The organism is Chlorobium phaeovibrioides (assembly GCF_003968655.1).
GTDB lineage: Bacteria > Bacteroidota > Chlorobiia > Chlorobiales > Chlorobiaceae > Chlorobium > Chlorobium phaeovibrioides.
Window position 1 is genome coordinate 56,122 of the sequence record NZ_RXYK01000001.1, and the last position, 23,470, is coordinate 79,591.

The window sequence follows — 23,470 nt, forward strand, 5'->3', positions numbered from 1 at the left end:
ATGAGTCTCCACCAGAAGAAACATCCCAATCTTGAGCGCATACTCGACCATGCCAGAACGGTAAGCCTTGAGAAGTCCTCCAAAGTCCTTATTCTCAGCGATCTGCATATCGGCAACGGGGGACGGCGCGATGAGTTTCGCCGGAATGCGGACCTTGTGAGCTCCATGCTTTCCGGGTATTACCATCCTGAAGGGTACAGCCTTCTGCTCAACGGCGACATAGAGGAACTCTTCAAGTTTCCTCTTGACGGCATTACCTCGGAATGGGGTGATCTCTATACGCTGTTCCGTTCCTTCCAGAAGAACGGATTTTTCTGGAAGACCGTCGGCAACCATGATGCGGAGCTGACAGGAAACAGAAGTTATCCCCTTGCCTCACACCTTGTTGATGCCATCAAACTACAGTACGGCGAGGAATCCCTCCTGGTGTTCCATGGCCATCAGGCCTCGGTCCTGTTCTGGGAAACCTATCCTCTTTTCAGTCGTGCGGTGGTGTTTTTCCTGCGCTACATTGCCAAGCCGGTGGGTATCCGGAATTTCTCAATTGCATACAACAGCCGGCGCCGTTTCGCAATTGAAAAGTCCATCTATGAGTTTTCAAATCAGGCGAAGGTGGTATCCATCATCGGCCATACTCACCGTCCTCTTTTTGAGTCGCTTTCCAAGGTTGATTACCTCAACTACCGGATAGAGGAGCTGTGCCGTGCATACTGCAATGCCGAGGCTGAAGAGAAGGCCGGGATTGAGCTGAAAATTGCGGGATTGAAAGGCGAACTGGAAGCATGTTACCGGGAGGGGAAGCGGATAGGTCTGAGAAGCGGGCTCTATAATAATATTACCATTCCCAGTGTCTTCAATTCAGGATGTGCCATAGGAAAGCGGGGCATAACGGCTCTTGAAATAGAGGGCGACCGGATCAGGCTGGTATACTGGTACAACGGAAAGCAGAGCCGTAAATTCAAGAGCGACCGCGACAACAGCGCCTATGAGCTTGGTGATACCGGGTACTCACGCATTGTGCTCAATGAGGATTCGCTTGACTATGTGTTCTCCCGCCTGCATCTGCTTGCCTGAGCACAGCTCGGGAGAACGGTCCATCAGGGAGCTTCAGTGCATGCCCTGTTGCTTTCAGCAGCAGCCTTCCAGCAGTTCCAGCAGTTCTGAGGGGTGGCGGGCAAGTGAGCGGGCTCCAAACTCAAGCAGTTCACTTTCAGGGCGGAACCCCCAGAGAACACCGGCAGGATACATGCCCGCACGGGTTGCAGTGAGCATGTCAATGCCTGTATCGCCGACATAGAGGATTTCAGATGGGTCGGCTCCAAGCTGCCCGGCTATCAGAAGAGCCCCTTCCGGTTCAGGCTTGTGCTGTATCCCCTCATGGTGCCCCATCACGACATCGAAATTCCATTTTTCAAGCAGATGCTCTGCGCAGAGTTTCGTGAAGTGGTCAGCCTTATTGGAGAGGATGGCCTTGGGTATGCCTCGCTTTTCAAGGCCGTCGAGCAAGTCTGCTATTCCTTCGTAAGGGTGTGAGAGAACATTCCAGTGTTTGCCGTATGCTTCCAGCAGTTCCCCGAGAAGCGTTTCCGTTCTTTCCGGAGTGGCTTCTCCCTTCGGCAGCGCTTTGCGTATGAGCTCACGCATTCCGCTTCCTACCAGATACCGGCATGCCTCTATGGAGTGGACGGGGTAGCCGTGAGCGGCCAGAACGGTATTGAGGGTTGTGGCAATGTCTTCAAGGGTATCAAGAAGGGTGCCGTCCATATCAAAGATGACTGCTTTGCAGCTCATGAGCGGGGGGAGGATGAGGTTAAAAGAGAAATGGCTGAGGGTTTGCGGGCAGTCAAAAGAAAAATAGGATAGGAGGCCTCTACTCCGGCCCTGTTCTTTTTTTCAACCGTGTGGGCGGTTGTGAACGCAATCCCTTCAAATCCTGCCTGTTCAAGCATGCCGGCCAGTTCTTTCCGGTCGAACCCGGGATGCACTTTTTCTTCCGGGTCGTCATGGAAAAGGCCCTCTTCATGGTCAAGATCGGCAATGGCAAGCACCCCTCCTTCTGAAAGCAGGTTGAAGAGCACACCAAGGAACGGGGCTGTGCTGTCGATATGGTGGAGCGTCATGCTCGAATAAATAAAGTCATAGGGTGGCTTCAGGCGGCGGCGATCCTCGGCTGAAGAGAGGTCCAGGCAGAGGGTATCGATGTTTTTGGTTCCTGATGCCAGAAGTTTTCCCTCAAGCACGCCAAGCATCCTGTGCGAAGTGTCAATTGCGGTGAGGTGGCGTATGCGGGGTGCTACCTGCATTGTGACCAGGCCTGTGCCGCATCCAAACTCAAGCCCTTCGGTTGAGCCCTTCAGAGGAACGGTTTTTGTTATGGCTGATGCTACAGCATCGGCTATTGCTGTGCGGCGGAGGTTGCTGTCAAAGTCTGCAGCCTGCCGGTTGAATTTTTCAGAGCTGTGCCAGTTGTTTTTCATAGTTCAGAAAATAACCATTCATCCTTCTCTTCAAAATGAAAGAGCTGCCCGATTTTTTTGTTGGTGATTGAGCCGAAACTGCCCGCGTTAATTTGCAGAGTTGTTGCACCTCCGTAACTCTTCGGCAACACTGGTTTGCTTTTTTGGGACTGTAGCCTGAAAAACAACCAGCGAGGAGTACTTTTGCAATGAAGCAGCTGTTCAAACCACTTCCACATCTTTCGCCGGTTCGGGCGCTTCTGGTGAGATTTCTCATGCTCCCGAACTTTCTGCTTACCCGTGCTGAAGGGCTGGAGCGTCTGCCCTCCACAAAAGGACCATTCATTTTTGCATTCAACCACAACAACTCTGCCGAGGCGTTGATGGTGCCCATCTTTTTCATCTACCATCTCGGCGGCCATACCATCAGCTTTGTCATCGACTGGATGTACGGCAGAGTGCCGGTTTTGGGAAGCATGATGGAGATGATTGAGCCGGTCTATGTCTATACCAAACGCTCCCCCCTCCGCTGGATTGAGTCGTCACGACCGGTTCGTACAGCTGAGAATACAGCACAGCGCTGCTGCCGCAAAATAGCTGCGGGCAGGAGCATAGGTATTTTCCCCGAAGGAAAGAGAAACCCAAATCCCGGCACCCTTGGCCGTGCCCGCAGCGGTATTGGGCATATAGCGCTTGAAAGTAGCGTCCAGGTCATTCCCGTAGGCATAGACTTTCCGCTACGAAGAGAGATGGGGAGAATACCCGTATTGGGACGAACCATCATCCGCGTCGGCACCCCCATGGACTTCAGCAGCTGCTCGGATGAGTACCGCAGCCTCTCGGCAAAGGGAGGTGAAGAGACCCTGCAGAGGAACCGGCTGGCCATGGATGTGACACATGCAGTCATGAGGCGTCTTTCGGATCTTTCCGGCAAGGAGTACCATTCTTCAAGTGCAATAGCAGCAACCACACTCCATCAACCACAAACCGGGGAAAGGCTATGTCAGGTGTAACCGTCAGAAAAATCGAGAGTGCGGCCGACCGCCACCGTGCGCTGGAGGTAATCGAGCAGGTGTTCCGCAGGGAAAAGAACTGGATTTCAGCCGTCCATGAGCAGATGCCTGAAGGAGTTGAAAACGACAGCAGGGTGTCGTGGTTTCTGGCTGAGGTCAACGGACGGCCTGCCGGCATCATCCGCCTCCTCTACGATCCTCCGCTTGAACTTCCCGAAGGGTACGGGGTGTCGTTTGAGCCGGGAGTTGATTTGGAGAAACTCCGCACTGCGGGTCGATATGCAGAGATAGGGCGGTTCATGATTCTGGGCGAGTACCGCCGCAATCCCCGTGTTGCGCTGCGTCTCATGCGTTCGGCAACCGCAGAGGTGGTTGAGCGCGATTACACCCATTTCATTACCGATGTGTTTGAAGGGGAGGCTAATTCACCCTTCAACTTCCATACCCGCGTGCTCGGTTTCGAGGTTGTTGGCAAGCATCTGTTTGGCGATCTGAACTGCAGTTCCACACGCATCATTCTGACGCTTGACATCCTGAAGCTCTACCGCCGGGTAAAAAACAGCCGCAGCCGGATATACATGGAGCTGACCGAAGGCATTCGCACAGTCATGGAGCGCAAGGCGGCCATGAGGGGCAGGAGGACTGTGTCAGGAGCCTGAGCAGGCTGGTTTTCCCCTTTTTTGACAACAAACGAGATGAAGGGAGGTGTGCCATGCTGAAGATTGAAGAGTTGAGGGCGGAAGTGAAGGGGGAGTTTTTCCTGAAGGAGGAGCTTGCCAGACACAATGTCAAAAAAGTTGATGCTCTGGCCGACATCATCATCAAGCCAACGGGGAAAAAGGATCTTGCCCGCCTGCTCGCCCTTCTTGACAGCTCCGGGTACCCGCATGTTGTCATCAACGAAAAAGGGCGGGTGCTGTTTCCCGACCATCGGTTCCATGGAGCTGTGGTCATAACTGACATCAAAGTGTGAACTGCGTGTTTGCACTCTCTTTACAAACCCTTAACCATCCCGTAACATAAGGCCCGTAGATTATCTGCGCATGAAATACTACGGCTTGAAATGGTTTCATTCCGTTTTTCATGGACACATTACACAAACCAACCAAACCTTAATCATGAAAAAAACAGCAATGTTAATCGGTCTTGCAGCCGTACTCGGGTTCTCGAGCAACGCGCAGGCCATCGACTGGAACTGGAAAGGCGATATCCGTTACCGTTACCAGTCACAGCTGAAAGCTGATCAGGACGATGTTGATGACCATAGCAAAGACCGTCACCGTATCCGCGTCCGTTTCGGCGTGAGCCCGTGGATCAATGAGGAACTCTCTGCCGGTCTGCAGCTCTCCAGCGGTGGGACTGATCCTGTTTCGCGTAACGAAACTCTTGGAGACAACTTCGCTGCCGATGGCATCGTGCTGAATCAGGCATACATTGATTACCATCCGATGTTTCTTGACGGCGATGTCAACTTCATCCTCGGTAAGCGTGAGGCCAAGTCGACCCTTACCGTGATTGATGACCTCGTATGGGACGGCGATGTGACGCTTGAGGGTATCACCGTGCAGTATGGCAAGGATGCCAAGGGTAAGGAGAAGAGTGGTCTTTGCGCAATTGCCGGTTATTACCTTGTTGACGAAGCTAATTGGGATGGTGAGTATAAGGGTACTTCTCCCTATCTGCTTGCTGCCCAGCTCTCCTACAAGGGAACTGTCAGCGATCTCGGCTACCAGGTCGGCGCCAGCTACTACAACTATGTCAACCTCGGGCATGCAGATGATAAATCTGCTTATTACGACGCTTACTCTGAAGAGATGGATTACGATATCGTCGAGCTCTTCGGCAATGTGAGCGGCAAGGTCTCTTCGCTTCCCTGGAAGCTCTATGGCCAGTTTGCCCAGAACTTCGCCGATACCGACGAGCATACCTACCTTGACGACGATGCCAGCACCGCCTACCTTGTGGGTCTGAAGCTTGGCAAAGCCAAGAAGCCCGGCCAGATGGAGGCTTCTGTCGAGTACTTCAATCTCGGTGCGAGCTCCGTCAACCCCTATCTGACCGACAGCGACCGCGGTGATCTTACTGCGCAGGAGGTTGTTGGTGGAGATGAAAAGTGGCTTACCAATGTCGAAGGTTTCAAGGTTGGTGCCAAGTACCAGCTCATCCAGAACATGCAGCTCGGCATGACCTACTTCAACACCGGCTATGCTGACGCTCCCGAAGGGACTGACAGCGACTGGCGTGGTCACATGCTCCAGGCTGACGCTGTCGTGAAGTTCTAAACCAGTTGTGTGTTGTTCTTTCGTGTGTGCTGTTCTTTCTTCGTCAGGTTGTGTGGTTGGCCTGCAAGGCTGCCTCTGCTCCGGCAGGGCAGCCTTTTTTTTAAAGGGCTGACTGCCGGGCTGTGACGGAACACTGGAAATGTCTTTTTCTCTCTTGTTTCTTCTAACCAATCATTCATAGTAAAATGAAACTCTTCAGCAAATTCCTCATGGGTGCAGCTGTACTCGGCGTGATGGCTTCCGGCGATGCTTCAGCCGCTGGCAAAATCGTCATGGACGGTTCCACCACCGTAGGCCCGATTGCAAAATCGTTTGCAGCCTATTTCACCAAAACCACCGGTACTGAAGTGACCGTCAGTGAGTCTGGTTCCGGCAACGGTGCCAAGAGCATCATCAATGGTACCTGCGACATCGCCAACATGTCACGCGCCATGAAAGATAAAGAGGTCGCTGCTGCAAAAGCCAAGGGTGTGAACCCGGTTGAGCACATCGTTGCTCTTGATGGCCTTGCTGTTGTTGTCAATCCCGGCAACCGCGTTACCGCTCTGAGCAAAGCACAGATCCGCGACATCTACTCTGGTAAAATCACCAACTGGAGCAAAGTTGGCGGCCCGAACGCCCAGATCGTCAAAATCCAGCGTGAGTCGAACAGCGGAACCCAGGATACTTTCAAGTCGCTCGTTATGGGCAAAGAGTATCCGATCTCCAAAAGAGCTGAGTCACAGGCCAGCAACGGTGCAGTCAAGAACCGTGTTTCAACCACTCCTGCTGCCATCGGTTTCCTTGGTCTCGGTTTTGTTGACAGCTCTGTGAAGCCTCTTCTTGTTGATGGTGTTGCTCCCAGCGCCCAGACGGTCAAGAACGGTACCTACCCGATCTCCCGTCCTCTCTTCATGTACACCAACGGCCAGCCGACCGGTGTTGTGAAACAGTTCATCGATCTGAACAAAACTTCTGACGGAATGCGCATGATCAGCGAGCTTGGTTTTGTGAACAAGTAAGCTTTCAGCCCTTTTCCGTAGCGCCTGCTGCGTTCGGCCGCTCTTCTTGATAGTAAGGAGGGCGGCTTTTTTTTTGCTATTTTCAGATTCATGAATTTTACCAAATGAACTGGAGATGATGATGAAAAGGATTCTGCTGCTGTTGAGTGTTCTGCTGTTTGCTTCTGTGGATGCGGTGGCTGTGGGTGGTGGAATTGTCATAGATGGATCAACAACGGTTGGACCCATTGCAAAGTCTTTTGCGGCGTATTTCAAAAACCGTTACGCAGTTCCGGTGACTGTCAGCGAGTCGGGCAGCGGTAACGGCGCAAAAGGGCTGATCAACGGCACCTGTGACATTGCTTCAATGTCGAGGGCAATGAAAGGCCGGGAGATTGCTGCAGCTGCCACCAAGGGGGTTAACCCGGTAGCACATACCATTGCTCTTGATGGTATTGCCATTGTGGTGCATCCATCAAATCCTGTTGCCGGCCTGACCAGAGCTCAGATTGCATCCATCTACGAGGGGCGCATCACCAGCTGGAAGGGGGTTGGCGGACCCAATGCGCGGATAGTTGTCATCCAGCGGGAGTCGAACAGCGGAACGCAGGGCTCGTTCGGTGAGCTTGTGATGGGCAAAGGTGTGCAGATTACCCGCAACGCTGAAACACAGGCAAGCAATGGGGCTGTTAAAAACCGTGTCTCTTCAACACCGGGAGCCATAGGGTTTCTCGGTATGGGATTTGTCGACCGTTCTGTAAAAGTTATTGGCGTGAACGGGGTCAGGCCGTCACTCTCAGCTATCCGAAATGGCAGTTACCCTGTTTCCCGTCCGCTTTATATGTATACCAATGGCCAGCCCACGGGAGTGGTGAAGCAGTTTATCGACCTTGCAGGAACGGTTGAGGGAAAGAGAATTGTCGGTGAACTTGGCTTCATTGCGCAATAGTGTTCCTTTTGGATTCTTTGCCCAGTGAGGTTTTTGGGTAGTCAATTTGTGTGTATGAGGCATGTTGCAAAGATGTAACACAGCTGGTTTTTTTTTGAGGGCCAAAGAGTCTATACTTGAAGCGTCAAAAATAAAGCCCCCAGGAACCCAACTGCACTGTTATGACTGAAGAGGTAAAGAATGATGGCCAGCGCTCAAGTGCGTTTGTTGTCAGCCCGCAAAAGCGCAAAATGCAGAAACTGGCCAAAAACGCCGGTGAAACACTTCTTCTCGGCATTGCCTCTTTTGTTGCTATTGTTGTCCTCTTCATATTCTACTTTGTAGCGGTTGACGCAATCCCTTATTTCCAGCTTCGCGGCTTTACCGAATTCTTCACCAGCACAGGATGGTATCCTGCAGGTGAGCCGGGTGAGTTTGGCGCTCTTGCCATCATATACGGCAGCGCCATGGTTACCTTTGGCTCTGCGCTGCTTGCAGTTCCAATGGGTATAGCTGCGGCGGTCTGCCTCAGCGACATTCTTCCCTTTTCAGTCAGGCAGTACGCCAAGCCGATTATTGAGATGCTGGCAGCCATTCCTTCTGTTGCGTTTGGTTTCTTCGCACTCGTGATTCTTGCACCGCTGCTTCAGTCAAACGGAGGTCCGCTGCTGATGTGGACCTGGTGGGTACTCGCTGCTCCTTTTCTTCTTCTTGCAGTTATTGTGGCTGCCGATCTGCTCTCCGCCCGCTTTGCCCGGGAAGAGAACCGCAGGAAAATGGCGCTTCTTCTCCAGAGTCTTTTCGGGATCCTTGCGGTTCTTGTGCTCTATGTGGTCGGCACAAAACTGAATGCCATTGAGATTATCACCGGAACCAATGCTCTCAATGTCTCCATCATCCTCAGTTTCATGGCGCTTCCGACCATTGTCAGTGTGGCTGAAGATGCCTTGCAGTCTGTGGGCCGTGAACTTCGCGAGGGCAGCTATGCGCTTGGTGCAACACGGGCCGAAACCCTTCTGAAAACTGTGCTGCCGGCGGCAAGCAGCGGAATTCTCGCTGCCGTCATTCTCGGCATCATGCGTGCTCTGGGTGAAACCATGGTTGTGTGGATGGCCTCTGGAAACTCCTCTCACATCCCCGATCCGTGGTTCAACTATCTTGAAGCTGTCCGTACGCTGACGGCAACCATTGCCGGCGATATGGGCGAGGCTGATCAGGTGACAGGTTCGGCGCGTTACCATGTGCTCTTTGCAATGGGGCTTCTGCTTCTTGTCATCAGTTTCTTCAGCAACCTTGTCAGTGAGCGCATTGTAGTCCGGCAGAGAAAGATTCTTTCGGGACAGTAATCATCTTTGCCTGCCAGGGCGGGTTTTCTATAGCTTGAGTTGATTCAACTTTATTAAACGGCATGTCATGAATCTTGGAACAAGAAAAATACTGGATAACTCGTTTACCGCGGTAGGTATGGGTTCCATTGTTGTTATGGCCCTTGCGCTTCTGGTCGTCCTGACGCCCATTGTGTACAATGGCGTGGGTGCTGTTTTCTTTACGGGGACTATAGAGCATCGTACCATGCTCTATAAAGAATATGGGCGGGGGGACAGCAAAACGATTGAGGCTCAGAGTGCAACAGCTGACAGATACCGCGGTGAGGCCTATCGTATGCTTTCCGGCTTTGAGGCTGAGATGGAGGGGATGACGCCGGAGGCAAGTCGTGAGTATCGCTCAAAATATGCCCCGGTCCGTGCGGCGATGTCATCTCTTCTGGGCCCTCTGCCCGGAGACCCTCAGCCGATGCTGACCCGTTTCCAGTACGGTCAGACCCGGTGGGAGAAAGCTGAGGAGAAACTCCACGACATACTTTATGAGAAAAAGTGGGATTATTCCGATCCTACCGTTATGGCGAAAGAGTTTTATGTTCCCCGTGCTGAAGCATTCGCAGGCACAAAGCTTGCTCCTCTTTTTGGATATGTGGACAAGCATCTTGCTGACATGATGCAGCCGCAGTTTACTTTCTATTGGGGATTTTTTACAGACCGTTCACTTGACGCTCATATTTTCGGAGGCATCTGGCCTGAAATTCAGGGTACTTTTTTCCTTGCTATTGGAGCCATGCTTTTTGCCTTTCCTCTTGGTGTCATAGCTGCGGTCTACTTTACCGAGTACGCGAAGGAGGGATTCTTTACAAGCATTCTCAGAAGCGCCAACAGTACGCTTGCCGGTGTGCCGAGTATTGTGTTCGGTCTTTTCGGTCTGGCATTCTTCATCAATACCATGAAGGTGTCGGAATCGAAGAGTGTGCTTGCTGGTTCGCTGACCCTTGCCATCATGATTCTGCCTACCATCATCAGGGCTGCAGAAGAGGCTATTCTTTCTGTACCGAAAACCTATAAGGAGGCCTCCCTTGGTCTCGGTTCAACAAAATGGAACACCATAGCCACAGTGATACTTCCGGCAGCACTGCCCGGCATCATAACAGGCGGCATCATCAGCCTCGGCCGTGCAGCGGGGGAAACCGCTCCAATCATTTTCACTGCGGCTGTCAGTGTGGGTTCGGCAATAGGAATAGCTGATGTGTTTTCTTCGCCGACCCCGGCTCTCTCCTGGAATATCTACAATCTTGCCAGTGAGCATGAAATGGCCAGTGAGATTCGTCATGTACAGTATGGTATGGTGCTATCCCTTGTCAGCATCGTTCTGCTTCTGAATCTCTCGGCAATCCTGCTCAGGGCCAAAATCTCCCAAAAACTTAAAGGTTAAGGAACCATGCAGATGACAGCGGAACATAAAGAGAGTAAAGCTACGGGGCCAGCAACCGCGACCCGTGACATTTATATTCCTTCGGAAAGAGTGGCTGTAAGCGGTGGCGGTACCCCCCATGTTGTCGCTAAGGATTTCTCCATCTATTATGGTGATTTTGAGGCGGTCAAAAAGGTCAATGCCGAGATTCTCTCAAAGTATGTGACGGCCATCATCGGGCCGAGCGGATGTGGAAAGAGTACTTTTCTGCGTGCAATCAACCGGATGAACGACCTGATACCGAGTTGCCATACCTCTGGAATTCTCCAGTTCGATGGTGAGGATATTTACGGTAAGCTGACCGATGAGGTGCTTCTTCGTAAAAAAATCGGCATGGTGTTCCAGAAGCCGAACCCCTTTCCGAAATCGATTTTTGACAACATCGCCTACGGTCCCCGCCTTCATGGTATGACCGACAAGAAGCAGCTTGAGGAAATCGTCGAGAGGAGCCTTCGCAAGGCGGCTCTGTGGGATGAGGTGAGCGATCGTCTTGAGCGCAACGCCCTCGGCCTGAGCGGCGGCCAGCAGCAGAGGCTCTGTGTGGCAAGAACGCTGGCGGTCGAACCGGAGATTCTTCTGCTTGACGAGCCTACTTCCGCACTTGACCCGAAGGCAACTGCGAAAATTGAAGATCTCATTCAGGAGCTTCGCGGCAGCTACACAATCATGATTGTGACGCATAACATGCAGCAGGCTTCACGCGTATCCGACTATACCATGTTTTTCTACGAGGGCGTGCTTGTTGAGTATGCACAGACTGCACAGCTCTTTACAAACCCCAAAGACCGGATGACTGAAGATTACATTACCGGACGATTCAGCTAACGAAACTTTTTTCACGCCATGTCAGACAGACCGGTACACGAACTTATCAAAGAGCTTTCAGAGGCTCTTGTACAGCTTTCAGAAAAGGTTCTCCAGAATTTCAGCGATGCCCTGAAAGCAGTCCGGCATCAGGATGAGGAGAGCGCCCGCGCCATAAGGCTTGTTGATGACGAAATCGACATGACAGAGGTGCGTCTTGAGGAACGCTGTCTTGCTTTTCTGGCGCTGCAGCAGCCTGTTGCCAGAGATCTGCGCACCATTGTGACCATCATGAAGATCAATGATGATCTTGAGCGCATCGGCGACCTGGCTGTGCACATCATTGAGCGCATGCCGGAAATCAATGTTGAAATGCTTGAGCTCTTTGAGTTTGATCATATGGGAGCACTTGCTGCTGATATGACCCGCAAGTCGCTTGAGGCCTTTATTGCAAAAGACCGTTTTCTGGCCGACAAGGTCTGCGCGCTTGATGAAGAGATTGACTCAATTCACAGTTCCGTGTTCAAACGGGTTGCACTTATGATGAAAGACCCTGCGGCTGATGTGGACCAGCTTATCGCTCTCCTCTCCATCTCCCGTTATATCGAGCGGATGGCAGATCATGCTACCAGAATTGCCCATGAGGTGATTTATCTTGTTACTGGAGAGATTTCACGCCATAGCGACAGTTCCTACGAAAAGCTGATTCAGTCGCTTAAAGATTGATTGAAAAGAAGGGACCCGATATGGGCAGAACTGTTGTGCCCGGCTTAGGCCGGGCTTTTTTTGCATTTTTTCTTGGATTTAATCCCTTGCCACAGCTAAATTAAATTACATTTCAGTTTCTGTTCCCACAATTATTAAGTCTGGTTACTGAATCATTATGGCAAGTATCCTTGGAAAGATTTTCGGTGATTCACCGAAAACAGCGGCTGTCCCCAAAGCGTTCACTGTACAGGTAGATCCTCTGAAGTTCGGTCTTTCGACCAAGCCGGACGGACCGGTTCACATAGAGCTTGAGTCTCTCAAGCAGAAGCTGACCAAGCTTTCGTCGAATGTTGAAAACAACCTGATGCTCAGCATCAGGGCGGCAACAAAGAAAAATCTGGAGCTTGCAGCTTCAGCATTCCAGTTTGACGAAGAGTATATACAGAAGGGCAAGTTTGAGGTCGAGTATCTGACTCTTGCTTACACATCGTTTCAGGGGCTGGGGGAAGAGCATCTCAAGATTGTTGAGGATGCCCGGATGATTCTGCTTGAACTTGAACGGATGGCACAGTTTGCCCTCAACATTGCTGACAAGACTCCATTTGTTGAGTTTGCCAATGTTCAGGAGCTTCATAAGGATGAGTATGGACTGAAGCCCATGGGCGATATTACGGCGGAGATGATCAAGAAAGCTGTAGAGGCATTTGTGAGCGGTAATGCAAAGCATGCCAGTGAGACGATTGCCATGATGAAGGAAATTGATGGCATCTACGATAAGGCTGTCTTGAAAATCAAGGCCGGGGTGACTGATGACAATATCATCAGCCTGACTGGAATCCTTTCGATTCTCAACCATGTGAAGGCATCGGCTGATATTTCATGTGATATTGCCCGCCATTTCTGCTGATGGTTTCTGTCCACATGCTACGGTAAAGGATGAATTCAAAAAACGGACCGTGGTTCGCTTTTTGAATTCATCCTTTGCATTCTGCCCATCCGATAACGAGTTGCTGTATGCTGTCTGGTTTGATTCGCCCTGAGCTCATACATGGCAGTCCGATACTCTGGATAAGCCGGGTTGCGCTTGCTTTTTCCTGGATATATCAGGGTGCTGTCCCAAAGCTTGCCTGCAGAAGTTCGGGCGAGGTGGAGCTTCTCGGACATCTTATTCCCGTGTACCGATGGGCCTGCATGGCGGTCAGTTGGATGGGCGTTGCTGAAATCATGTTCGGTCTGCTGCTGCTTGTCAGTATGCGGTATTGGGTGTTCTGGTTCAATATGATGGCTTTAGCCGGTCTGCTCCTGTTTGTGGCCCTGTTTGAGCCTGCAATGCTTACCCTGCCGTTCAACCCGCTGACGCTGAATGTTGCGCTGATTGCTCTTTCGCTTGTGGCGCTTCTGGAACTCAAAAAACAAAAAAATAATTCTCATGCAGAACAGGACTGTTGAAGGATCTCCGGGGAGTGTTGCCCGGCTCTTTATCACCGTGACGGTTGCTGTCATGGCTTTTTCTGCCGTGCTTGGTGCCTTGGGGGCCGTCTATCACAGTGATTTTCTCAACCAGCTTCATCCCTACCTCTTTTTTATCGGCTTCGGCAACCTTGCCATCCTGATTTTCAATCGCTACCTGACATCTGCGATCTATCCTGAAATGAAGATAGACGAACGAAAGCAGCGGGGATATGTGTACGGGGTGCTGGTTTCACTTGTCATGATTGCCGTGGCGGTGTTCATGCAGTGGCCACTCCTCAAAGCCTTTACCGGCCTCTATCTTATGGTTCTTGTGCTGGGACCTCTGAAGGAGATATTCACCACCCTTTCCATTCCGAAAATCTGGAAAGAGGTCTCTGTCAGGTACTATATCTTTGATGTCATTTTTCTGCTCAATGCAAATCTCGGGCTTTTTACTCTCGGGCTCAAAGAGGCATTTCCCGATCAGGGAATCATCCCGTTTTTTGTTACCCAGTCGGCATATTTTCTCGGTTCCAGCTTTCCTCTCAGCATCAGCGTCATGGGATTTCTCTATACCTATGCATGGAAGCAGTCAAGCCGGCGTGAGTTGATGACATTGCTCTTCAGCCTCTGGTTCTACATTTTCGTGGGTGGGGTGCTGGTTTTTCTGATTGTCATTCTGATGGGCAACTATCTTGGGATGATGCTGGTGAGCCATATCCTGCTGCTTGGTGTTATGGCTATGCTGGGCGGATTTGGCGTCTACCTGTATAATTTTTTCAGAACACGGTTCCACCATCCAGCGCTTGCTTTTCTTCTCAGTGGTCTGGCACTGCTGTTTGCCACAAGCGCTTACGGCATCATGAATGTCTACTATATACAGGGGATCCCTTTTGGTGCACATCCGCCCATCCGTGCCGACCAGATGTGGATTTATCATTCCCATACCCATGCGGCACTGCTTGGCTGGATCACTTTTTCGTTTGTTGGGATGATCTATATCGTCATTCCCGCCATTGTCCGTAAAGATTCTCTTTCCCTGCTTCGGGAAGGTCACGCCCTTGAGCGCATACTCAAGCCTGAAACCATGCATCTGGCTTTCGTACAGCTGACGGTAATGCTTCTTTCGGGTGTGGGCATTCTGCTTGCATTCTTTCTTGAAAACGACCTGCTGCTTGGGGGGGCGGGCGCTGTGTTTGCTTTTGCTGTCCTGTTTTTGATTGTGAACCTGAAACGGGAACTCTACCGGGAATAAATCATCCAAGGAGGTTGACTTATGAAGTCGCAAAACGCTTTGCATTTTTCTGTTCCGCTCATGGCTATGATGCTGCTGTTGGTGCTGCCATCAGGATTGCTGTCGGCGGCTGATTCCCTTGATGTCAGCCGCCTTCGTGAGGGGAGTGAGGCATGGAATGCCAGGAGGGCCGCCGAAACAGGTTTTGTTCCTGATCTTTCGGGCGCAGACCTGAAGGGCCGGAAGTTCAGGGGTTTTGATTTACATGGAGCTCGTCTGGCTGGCGCTGATCTCGGCCAGTCTGATCTTTCGGGTGCAAACCTTTCGGGGGCCTGCCTTGATTCTTCCAATTGCCAGGGAACGCTGCTTGATGGCGCAGTCCTGAAAGGGGCATCTCTTCGTGGCTCAACTCTTGACGGGGTTGTTCTTGAGGGTGCCGATTGCAGTGGAGCGGATTTCAGCGGAGCCGATCTGCGACGGGCGGAGTGCTCAAAAGCTGGATTTCGGGGAGCAAATCTGCAGAATGCCCACTTTCGGGAGGCCAGTCTCCGGAGCGTCGATTTTTCTGGAGCGGACCTTAGAGGGGCATATCTCTGGCGCGCTGTTCTTGATGGGGCGGTGCTTATGGGGGTGAAGGTGTCGGACACAACGGTTCTTGAGAGCGGAAGGTACGCTGATGCGGCATGGGCAGCAGCAAATGGCGCTGTCTCTATGGCTGAATTGATCGTTCCGACAGCTGTCGCAGCTCATGCATCCTCTCAGGATCAGACCCGCAGGGTGACGGCTTCGGGGGGCAAGAAGGAGGGTAACTCACGCGTCAACAGCGTTCTCAACCTCTGGAGAAGGACCGGGCCGGTAGATGCCCCGTATGATGCAGCGCAGTTTGAGATGGTGAAGAGCGACTGGCGAGAGTGGAACAGGCTGCGACGGCAGAATCCGTCCATGCGGGTGAATCTTACTGAAGCCCGTTATGATCATAAAAATCTTGCACAGATCAATCTGCAGGGTGCTGACTTGCAGAAAGCCAGTCTTCGCGGGACCGATTTTTCCCAGAGCGATCTCAGGGGGGCAGATCTTCGTGGTGCCAACCTGAGCGAAGCGACACTGGTGGATGTGGATCTTGCCGGGGCTGATCTTAGAGGGGCTAAACTCTGGCGTGCCAATATGAGCCGGACCCGGCTGAACAGGGCTAAAGTGTCTGCGGCGACGATACTTGATTCCGGAAAACCCGCTACAGGGGAATGGGCTTTGAAACATGGCGCTCTTTATATGGCTGATTAACAGAGGCAGGAAACGAGCGCAGAAGAGGAGGTTGCAGTATGGGTGAAGGTAAACGCCCGTTGGTTACGGTTACGATTCCGATGTATAACAATGCGCGATTTATTGAGGAGACCATTGCCTCTGTTCTCAATCAGAGCTTTACGGATTTTGAGTTGCTGATTTATGATGACAATTCAACCGATGGCTCTTTTGAGCTTGCGGCGTCGTTTGCTGATTCCCGGATAAGACTGATCCGGAACTCTGAGAATCTGGGTCCTGAGGGGAACTGGAACAAGGCGATCAGCAGTGTCAGGGGCCGCTTTGTCAAGCTGGTGTGCGGTGATGACATTCTCTATCCGACCTGCCTTGAAAAACAGGTTGCGAGGTTTCTTGACCCCCGCAGCAGCGGGGTGAGTCTTGTCAGCAGCCAGCGGACAATAATTGATTCACAGGGAAAGGCGCTCATCAAGAAGGTGAACTTCCTGGACGAGGGTCGAAAAGGGGCTGAAGAGGTTGTGCGCAAGATGGTCCGGATGGGGACCAACATTATCGGCGAACCTGTCTGCGGGCTTTTCCCGGCGGAGGTCATGGGCAGAACCCGTGGGTATAGTGCTGTTGTTCCTTATACGATTGATCTTGATTTCTGGCTGCAGCTGCTTGCTCATGGCGACCTGTATGTGATTGACGAACCGCTCTGCGCGTTCCGTATATCAGATGTTTCATGGTCATCGCGCATTGGTGAGCAGCGGTATGACCAGTTTCTCGAATTTATGGAGCTGGCGGCTGCCGATGCTTCTCACGGGGTTACCGACCTTGATCTCTTCATCGGTAAAATCAACTGTGCGGTTCAGTCCATGACCAGTCTCATGGGCTTCAAGCTTTTTGCCGGTTCGCCATCGGAAAAACGCCCCCTCAGTGCCATGTTTCAGTAAGGGTAGGGGGAATTCTTTTCCGCTTTTGTGAACCTTTACCCTGTGTTTGTTACTTTCTATTCCTGACGATGAGGCTGTGCCCCGCCAAGTAAAGAGATTTCGGGTACAGCTGTTTCAAGAACAGGGCGCTGAGGCTTTTTTTTGCTGATTTTGCCCCCGATACTCTGAACCATGCCGACAAGAGGCCAGAAAACAACCGCATCACAACAGCGGACACCAAGGGAGATACCCTTCAACTATACCTCAGCCGGCGACAGGCAGGTGATTGCCTTCCTGCTGGGTCAGGATATTCTCGGGATGCTGGAGGAGCTTCGGGAGGTCCGGGTGACCGGCCGTTCAGCCAGGCTTCTGATGAGCATCATTGGTGAAATTCTCATTCACCGCCGCAATCCCTACCTTTTTCAGGAACTTGTTGAGTCTGCCGCCAGAAGACGCCGTCTGTTTGAGCGGGCCATGACTGATCTTGATATCATTGCCGATTCTGCAAACGGCGAGCCCCGTGTGAAGAGCATTGTCGATGCTGTTCGCCAGCAGCTTGAGCGGTTCCGCAAGGTTGTTTCCAAAACACCCGAGCAGCGCCGTCGGATGCGGCGTGAACTTGGTGCCATTGTTGGAGTGAAAAATGTCCTGTTTGATCCGTTCTCTCTTGTTGCCCACGCTACTGACGCGACCGACTGGAGGCTGCATCTTCCTGTTGCAGTCGTCACTCCAGACAGTGAAGCGCAGATTGCCCCTCTTATAACAGCCATAGCCGGTCTCGGACTGCATGTTATCCCGCGTGGTGCAGGTACCGGACTGACCGGTGGAGCTGTTCCGCTCCGTCCCGGATGCGTGATAATCAACATGGAGAAGCTGAACCGGATTCGCGCCATATCGGTTCAGGAGTTTGAGATGGAAGACGGCTCCAGTGTGTCGGCTTCCGTTATGGAGGTTGAGGCCGGCGTTGTGACCCAAAAGGCAATGGAAGAGGCGGATCATCATGGTCTGGTGTTTGCCACCGACCCCACCAGTGAATGGTCGTGCACGATAGGTGGAAACATTGCTGAAAATGCAGGTGGTAAAATGGCTGTCAGGTGGGGAACATGCATTGACAATCTCCTTGAGTGGAGGATGGCGATGCCGACCGGAGAGAACATTGTTGTTCGCAGGACCGACCACAGGCTCCGCAAAATCCGTCATGAAGATACCGTTGCTTTTGAAATTCGTGATGAAACGGGTCGCAGGCTTGACCGTATTGAACTGTTGGGGACTGATATCCGGAAAAAAGGGCTCTGGAAAGATATTACCAACAAGGCGCTTGGTGGTGTGCCCGGTATGCAGAAGGAGGGGACTGACGGGGTGATCACCTCGGCGCTCTTCGTGCTGTATAAAAAGTACCCTGAAAAAAAGACTCTTTGTCTTGAGTTTTTCGGCCCCGATATGGATGAAGCCAGCCGCGTGATTGTTGAGTTGTCAAAGATTTTTCCTCTGCCGGAGGAGGATGGGGAGGCTCTGTTGGCCCTTGAGCATTTTGATGATGAATACATACGGGCCATTGACTACAAGGTCAAGGCGGCCCGCCCGCAGACGCCTAAAGCCGTGTTGCTTATCGATATTGCCGCTACCGGCAGAGAGGCTGTCCAGCGGGGCGTTTTGAGGGTGCAGGAGCTGCTTGAGCGCCATCCCAACACGCTGATGTTTGTGGCTCAGGACGCGGCTGCCTCAGAGCGGTTCTGGAGTGACAGGAAGAAGCTGAGTGCAATTGCAAGAAGAACCAATGCCTTTAAGATCAATGAGGATATTGTCATTCCTCTTGAGGCGCTTGCAGAGTTTTCGCGTTTTATTGACGGCCTCAATATGGAGGAGGAGCAGTATGCGCAGATGCTCTTCGTGGACAGGGTCCGCTCCCTTCTGGAATCGACAGAGGTTAATGAGGACTGGGGGCAGTTTGCTTCAAAAATTCCGGCTGCCGGAGAACTCTGCCGTCTGTTTGCGAACAGGATTTCAGAGGCGGGAGAGGAGCAGCTTCGGTCGCTTGCCGTTATCGATGAACTTGCAGGTGAACTTGCGGAGCTTTTTCAGGGATATCCGCTCATTCTTGAGCGTCTTGAGGCGGCCTATGCGTTTGTCCGCGACCGTCGTATTGTGCTTGCCACACATATGCATGCCGGTGACGGCAATGTTCATGTCAATGTGCCGGTGCTCTCGAATGACCGCCCGATGCTGGAGCGCGCTGATCGGGTCGTTGACCGCGTTATGGAAAAGGTGATCGCCCTTGGCGGCGTTGTTTCAGGCGAGCACGGCATTGGGGTCACCAAGCTGAAATATCTTGACCCGAAGATTCTTGCGGAACTTTCTGCATACCGGTTGAAGGTTGATCCGAAAGGAACCATGAACCCCGGCAAACTCGATGACCTTGAGGTGCTGCAGCATATTTTTACCCCCTCGTTCAACCTTCTTGAGCTTGAGGCCCATATTCTTCAGCGGGCTCAGATTGAGTCCCTGTCCAAAAAGGTTGACTATTGCATCCGTTGCGGCAAATGCAAAATTGACTGCTGCGTCTATTATCCGGCGAGGGGGATGTTCTATCATCCCCGCAACAAGAACCTTGCCATCGGTTCGCTTATTGAGGCGCTGCTCTTTGATGCACAGCGCGAGCGCTCGACCGATTTTGCTCTTCTCCGCTGGCTGGAGGAGGTTGCCGATCATTGCACCATCTGCCATAAATGCCTGAAGCCATGTCCGGTCGACATTGATACCGGAGAGGTTTCCGTTCTGGAAAGGGAGATCCTTTCGGGATGGGGAATCAAGCACTCTACTCCCATGACTGAAATGACTCTCAGCTATCTTGCCAGCCGTTCTCCCGGATTCAATTCGATGTTCAGAAAAGCTGTGCTGCAGATCGGCGGAGCTGCTCAGAGAGCCGGTACGCGCCTGACGGCACCGATTCAGCCGGAAAACGATCCACCGGCCCTCTATCCTCTCAGAATGCTTCGCTCCCAGGTTCCCGAAGTTCCTTCGGCAACTCTTCGCGACATTCTTCCCGAGTGCGGGCCCGATCAGGTTCTGGTGTTTGAGCCTGAAGGTGAGGCTGAAAGCAGCGTGTTCTATTTTCCGGGTTGCGGTTCCGAACGCCTGATTTCAACCATTTCCATGGCAGCCATCCATATGCTGCTTGAGAGAGGTTCACGGGTTGTTCTCCCTCCTCCTTTTCTCTGCTGCGGCTTTCCGGCTCATGTGAATGCCAAGACCGAGCAGTATGGGAGCATTGTGCTTCGCAACAGCGTCATGTTCAGCCAGATACGGGAGATGTTCTCCTACATTGATTTCGATGCATGCATTGTGACCTGCGGCACATGTATGGAAGGGCTTGAGGCGATTGAGGCCGACAGGCTGTTTGGTGGCAGGATAAAGGATATAGCCGGGTTTCTTCAGGAAAAGGGTCTCACGATAGAGGGTACCGGCAAATATCTCTATCATGCGCCCTGCCATGATTCCCTTTCCGGAAAGGCACTTGAGGCAATTGATTCAATTGGTGGATTCGGGAGTGTGAGGGCTGTTCCTCACTGTTGTTCCGAGGCCGGGACGCTGTCGCTTTCACGGCCGGATATTACTGATTCAATGCTCCAGCGCAAACGGGTGGCCGTTCTTGAGGCCATGCACGGGGCTTCGGGAGCGGTGATGCTGACCAACTGCCCTTCATGCGTTCAGGGGTTAGGCAGAAATCGCGATATCGGTCTCGATCCGCAGCATCTTGCCGTAGCGCTTGCGGTGAAATATTCCGGTGTCGACTGGGCTGAAAAATTCATGGTACAGGCAAGGAGGGCAACGGCAGTCAATTTTTAAGGCCAGGCTATTGTTCTTTTCTCTTGTTGTCTTTCCCCCCTGAAGGCTGGATAACCATGCAATAAGGAGTGCGGACTATGCAGGCGCCATCACCAGTTCCATGGCATACCCTTTCGGCTGAAGATGCGTTGCGCAGGGCAGGCTCCTCAACGCAGGGGTTGAATGAAAATGAGGCTGCCGCCCGGCTGCTTCGGGACGGGCCGAACACTCTCAAGGGTTCACAGCGGCAGAGCGTATGGTCCATGTTTCTTCAGCAGCTTCAGAATGTGCTGATGCTCACGCTTCTTGCCGCTGCTGTTCTCTCATTCATTCTTGGCCATACCCTTGAAGCGGTCGCCATTTCCGTGATTGTTGTTTTTGCCGTCATACTCGGCTTTCTTCAGGAGTTTCGCGCCGAGAGGGCGATTCGGGCGCTTGCCGAGATGGCTCCTCCTCTTGCAAAGGTGCGTCGTGGAGGAAAGGAATTCCTTATACCCGCTGAAGAGATTGTGTCCGGAGATGTTCTCATGCTTTCGGCTGGTGACCGTGTTCCTGCAGACGGCCGACTTCTGTTCTCAGCGGTTCTGCAGCTTGAAGAGTCCTCACTGACCGGCGAATCCCTCCCTTCCGACAAAGATGCCCGAGCCGTTGTGGCTCTTGATGCAGCCACCGGCGACCAGAGCACCATGGTGTTTGCAGGAACCACTGTCAGCGCCGGTCGTGGCGAGGCAGTGACAGTTGCCACCGGAATGCAGACCCGGTTCGGCGGCATTGCTGCATTGCTTGGTGGTGTTGCAGGTGTCCGCACCCCTCTGCAGGATCATCTGGATCGAATCGGTACAATTCTTGCGCGTTCGGCACTGCTGATTGTTGCATTGCTGGTGATTGCCGGATTTTTTCGCGGTCAGCCTTTTCTTGAAATGCTTGTCTTTGGCATTGCCCTTGCCGTTGCCGTCGTTCCTGAAGCGCTTCCGGCTGTTGTCACCATCTCTCTTGCTCTCGGTGTCCAGCGTATGGCAAAACGCAACGCCCTGATGCGCAGCCTTCCCGCTGTTGAAACCCTCGGAAGCACAACGGTCATCTGCTCTGATAAAACCGGTACTCTGACCCGAGATGAGATGACCGTGCGGGTTGTGCATACTTCAGGAGTGAATGTAGCCGTCAGTGGTACGGGGTATGAGCCTTCGGGTACCTTTTCCCTTGATGGGGATACCGGCATGCCCCCTTCACTTCACTCTCTCCTGACTGCGGCCATGCTCTGCAATGATGCGAGGCTGGAGAAGAACGACGAAAAAGGATGGTATGTGGCGGGAGACCCCACCGAGGGGGCCCTGCTTGTTCTTGGTCGCAAGGGAGGGCTTGACGAGCTGGAGCTGCGCCGTCAGCATCCGCGTCTTGATGAGCTGCCGTTTTCCCCTGAACTCCGAAGGATGCTGACACAGCATAGCTTTCAGGGAAAGATGCGTCTTTTTATGAAGGGCGCTCCGGAAACAGTGCTTGCTGCCTGTAGTGAGGTGCTCCTTTCAGAGGGTTCCGCCTCTCTTGATGCTTCAATGCGCCGGGAGCTGCTGGAGGAGGCCGACGCATTCGCCGGAAGGGCAATGCGCGTTCTGGCTCTTGCTGAAAAGTGGGATGGTGAAATCAGCGGGAGTGTTTCCGGAATGACTTTTCTGGGGTTTGCCGCCATGATTGATCCTCCCCGTCCTGAAGCGGCTGAGGCAGTGCGCAGATGCAGGAGTGCGGGAATCCGTCCTCTTCTCATTACAGGAGACCATCCTGCAACAGCTCGTGCTATTGCGGGTGAACTGGGTATGGCCGGCGAGGGTGATGTGGTGACCGGGCGTATGCTTGAAGAGATGGATGAAGAGGACCTTTCCAGGGCTGTGCAATCTGCTTCCGTTTTTGCGCGAGTCTCTCCCGAACACAAACTTCGAATAGTTGAAGCTCTTCAACTGCATGGGGAGGTTGTGGCTATGACCGGTGATGGGGTGAATGATGCTCCTGCCCTCAAGCGGGCTGATATCGGTATATCCATGGGTATTACTGGAACTGATGTTGCAAAAGAGGCTTCCGATATGATGCTTACTGATGACAATTTTGTTTCAATTGTGGATGCTGTGGAGGAGGGACGGGGAATCTATGAGAATATCAAGAAGTATCTCAGCTATCTGCTCTCCTCAAATATGGGCGAGCTCGGCCTGATGGTTGCAGCAACGCTGACCGGGCTTCCGCTGCCGCTGAGTGCGGTGCAGATTCTCTATGTCAATCTTGCCACCGATGGTCTTCCCGCTCTTGCCCTTGCCGTTGACCCTCCGGAATCCGATACGATGCTGAGACGACCCCGAAAAAGGGATGCGGGGGTATTCAGCAGAGCAATGGTGGCGCTTCTGCTTGGCGGGGGGATATGGTCAGCGGTGGTCAACATGTCGCTTTTTCTCTATGCTCTTGATTCCGGACGCCCTCTGCGTGAGGCGATGAGTATGACCTTCGCCTCACTTGTCCTTATTCAGTTTTTCAAGGCCTACGCTTTTCGTTCACAGAGGAAAAGCATGTTCAGCAGGCCCTTTGCCAATCGTTGGCTAAATCTCGCGATTCTCTGGGAACTGGGGCTGCTTGCAGTCATTTTCGTCGTTCCTGTTTTCCATGAACCTTTCGGGATCTACCCTCTCAGCAGAGAGGACTGGCTGCTGGTAGCTCTGGTTTCCCTGACAGTTATTCCGGTACTGGAGCTGGTTAAATTTCTTGTCAGGAGGGGTGTTATTAGTGGGTATTCGTAAGACTTTGTGGTTGTCAATACATTGCTGTATATTTCGTTTTA

The 23,470-nt window shown here is 52.4% G+C and carries 20 protein-coding genes; 18 read left to right on the forward strand and 2 right to left on the reverse strand.

All coding sequences use genetic code 11. The features are described from left to right. A complete protein-coding gene (locus EKD02_RS00260; protein ID WP_011890243.1) occupies positions 1 to 1,074 on the forward strand; it encodes a metallophosphoesterase family protein in 1,074 nt (357 codons plus the stop codon). A gap of 54 nt (positions 1,075 to 1,128) precedes the next feature. On the opposite strand, the gene EKD02_RS00265 is transcribed toward EKD02_RS00260, so the two are convergent. Together EKD02_RS00265 and EKD02_RS00270 are read right to left on the reverse strand one after the other, a co-directional pair. Continuing rightward, positions 1,129 to 1,791, reverse strand: coding sequence for an HAD family hydrolase (locus tag EKD02_RS00265; RefSeq protein WP_126383234.1), 663 nt, complete (start codon positions 1,789 to 1,791; stop codon positions 1,129 to 1,131). After that, positions 1,788 to 2,477 carry a class I SAM-dependent DNA methyltransferase gene (locus EKD02_RS00270; RefSeq protein WP_126341434.1) on the reverse strand — a complete coding sequence of 230 codons (690 nt, stop codon included), beginning with the start codon at positions 2,475 to 2,477 and terminating at the stop codon, positions 1,788 to 1,790. The genes EKD02_RS00265 and EKD02_RS00270 overlap by 4 nt, the downstream gene beginning before the upstream one ends. Before the next feature lie 188 nt (positions 2,478 to 2,665). Between EKD02_RS00270 and EKD02_RS00275 the strand changes: the two genes are divergently transcribed. From EKD02_RS00275 to EKD02_RS00355, 17 genes are all read left to right on the forward strand, one after another. After that, positions 2,666 to 3,469: a lysophospholipid acyltransferase family protein gene (locus tag EKD02_RS00275; RefSeq protein ID WP_126383236.1), complete on the forward strand. Its 804-nt coding sequence runs from the start codon at positions 2,666 to 2,668 to the stop codon at positions 3,467 to 3,469. Then, entirely contained in the window at positions 3,457 to 4,128 is a 672-nt protein-coding gene (locus EKD02_RS00280; RefSeq protein ID WP_126383238.1) for a GNAT family N-acetyltransferase, read from the forward strand. The genes EKD02_RS00275 and EKD02_RS00280 overlap by 13 nt, the downstream gene beginning before the upstream one ends. 53 nt (positions 4,129 to 4,181) lie before the next feature. Further along, a complete protein-coding gene (locus EKD02_RS00285) occupies positions 4,182 to 4,442 on the forward strand; it encodes a hypothetical protein (RefSeq protein ID WP_011890238.1) in 261 nt (86 codons plus the stop codon). A 145-nt stretch (positions 4,443 to 4,587) separates the two neighbouring features. Then, entirely contained in the window at positions 4,588 to 5,751 is a 1,164-nt protein-coding gene (locus tag EKD02_RS00290) for a putative porin (RefSeq protein ID WP_244924371.1), read from the forward strand. A 185-nt stretch (positions 5,752 to 5,936) separates the two neighbouring features. Then, on the forward strand, positions 5,937 to 6,752 hold the full coding sequence (locus EKD02_RS00295) for a phosphate ABC transporter substrate-binding protein (protein ID WP_126341438.1): 816 nt from the start codon (positions 5,937 to 5,939) through the stop codon (positions 6,750 to 6,752). 121 nt (positions 6,753 to 6,873) lie between these two features. Then, a complete protein-coding gene (locus tag EKD02_RS00300) occupies positions 6,874 to 7,680 on the forward strand; it encodes a phosphate ABC transporter substrate-binding protein (RefSeq protein WP_126383494.1) in 807 nt (268 codons plus the stop codon). Positions 7,681 to 7,841: 161 nt separating this feature from the next. Further along, positions 7,842 to 9,005: a PstC family ABC transporter permease gene (locus tag EKD02_RS00305; RefSeq protein WP_126383242.1), complete on the forward strand. Its 1,164-nt coding sequence runs from the start codon at positions 7,842 to 7,844 to the stop codon at positions 9,003 to 9,005. 67 nt (positions 9,006 to 9,072) lie between these two features. Continuing rightward, positions 9,073 to 10,419: a phosphate ABC transporter permease PstA gene (gene pstA, locus EKD02_RS00310; RefSeq protein ID WP_126383246.1), complete on the forward strand. Its 1,347-nt coding sequence runs from the start codon at positions 9,073 to 9,075 to the stop codon at positions 10,417 to 10,419. Positions 10,420 to 10,425: 6 nt separating this feature from the next. After that, the gene (pstB, locus tag EKD02_RS00315; protein WP_126383248.1) at positions 10,426 to 11,283 is read left to right on the forward strand and encodes a phosphate ABC transporter ATP-binding protein PstB; all 858 of its coding nucleotides are present in this window, start codon (positions 10,426 to 10,428) and stop codon (positions 11,281 to 11,283) included. A gap of 18 nt (positions 11,284 to 11,301) precedes the next feature. Continuing rightward, entirely contained in the window at positions 11,302 to 11,988 is a 687-nt protein-coding gene (gene phoU, locus EKD02_RS00320; protein ID WP_126383250.1) for a phosphate signaling complex protein PhoU, read from the forward strand. 157 nt (positions 11,989 to 12,145) lie between these two features. Next, positions 12,146 to 12,877, forward strand: coding sequence for a PhoU domain-containing protein (locus EKD02_RS00325; RefSeq protein ID WP_126383252.1), 732 nt, complete (start codon positions 12,146 to 12,148; stop codon positions 12,875 to 12,877). A 107-nt stretch (positions 12,878 to 12,984) separates the two neighbouring features. Next, entirely contained in the window at positions 12,985 to 13,419 is a 435-nt protein-coding gene (locus EKD02_RS00330; protein ID WP_011890229.1) for a DoxX-like family protein, read from the forward strand. Then, positions 13,400 to 14,677: a hypothetical protein gene (locus EKD02_RS00335; RefSeq protein ID WP_126383254.1), complete on the forward strand. Its 1,278-nt coding sequence runs from the start codon at positions 13,400 to 13,402 to the stop codon at positions 14,675 to 14,677. Before EKD02_RS00330 ends, EKD02_RS00335 begins: the two co-directional genes overlap by 20 nt. Positions 14,678 to 14,698: 21 nt before the next feature. Further along, the gene (locus EKD02_RS00340) at positions 14,699 to 15,937 is read left to right on the forward strand and encodes a pentapeptide repeat-containing protein (protein ID WP_126341442.1); all 1,239 of its coding nucleotides are present in this window, start codon (positions 14,699 to 14,701) and stop codon (positions 15,935 to 15,937) included. A gap of 38 nt (positions 15,938 to 15,975) precedes the next feature. Beyond that, positions 15,976 to 16,848 (forward strand): glycosyltransferase family 2 protein, encoded by an 873-nt coding sequence (locus EKD02_RS00345; protein ID WP_011890226.1) that lies wholly within the window; start codon positions 15,976 to 15,978, stop codon positions 16,846 to 16,848. 171 nt (positions 16,849 to 17,019) lie between these two features. After that, positions 17,020 to 20,673, forward strand: coding sequence for a DUF3683 domain-containing protein (locus EKD02_RS00350; protein ID WP_126383256.1), 3,654 nt, complete (start codon positions 17,020 to 17,022; stop codon positions 20,671 to 20,673). A 77-nt stretch (positions 20,674 to 20,750) separates the two neighbouring features. Beyond that, positions 20,751 to 23,429 (forward strand): cation-translocating P-type ATPase, encoded by a 2,679-nt coding sequence (locus EKD02_RS00355; protein WP_126383258.1) that lies wholly within the window; start codon positions 20,751 to 20,753, stop codon positions 23,427 to 23,429. Positions 23,430 to 23,470 lie beyond the last annotated feature (41 nt).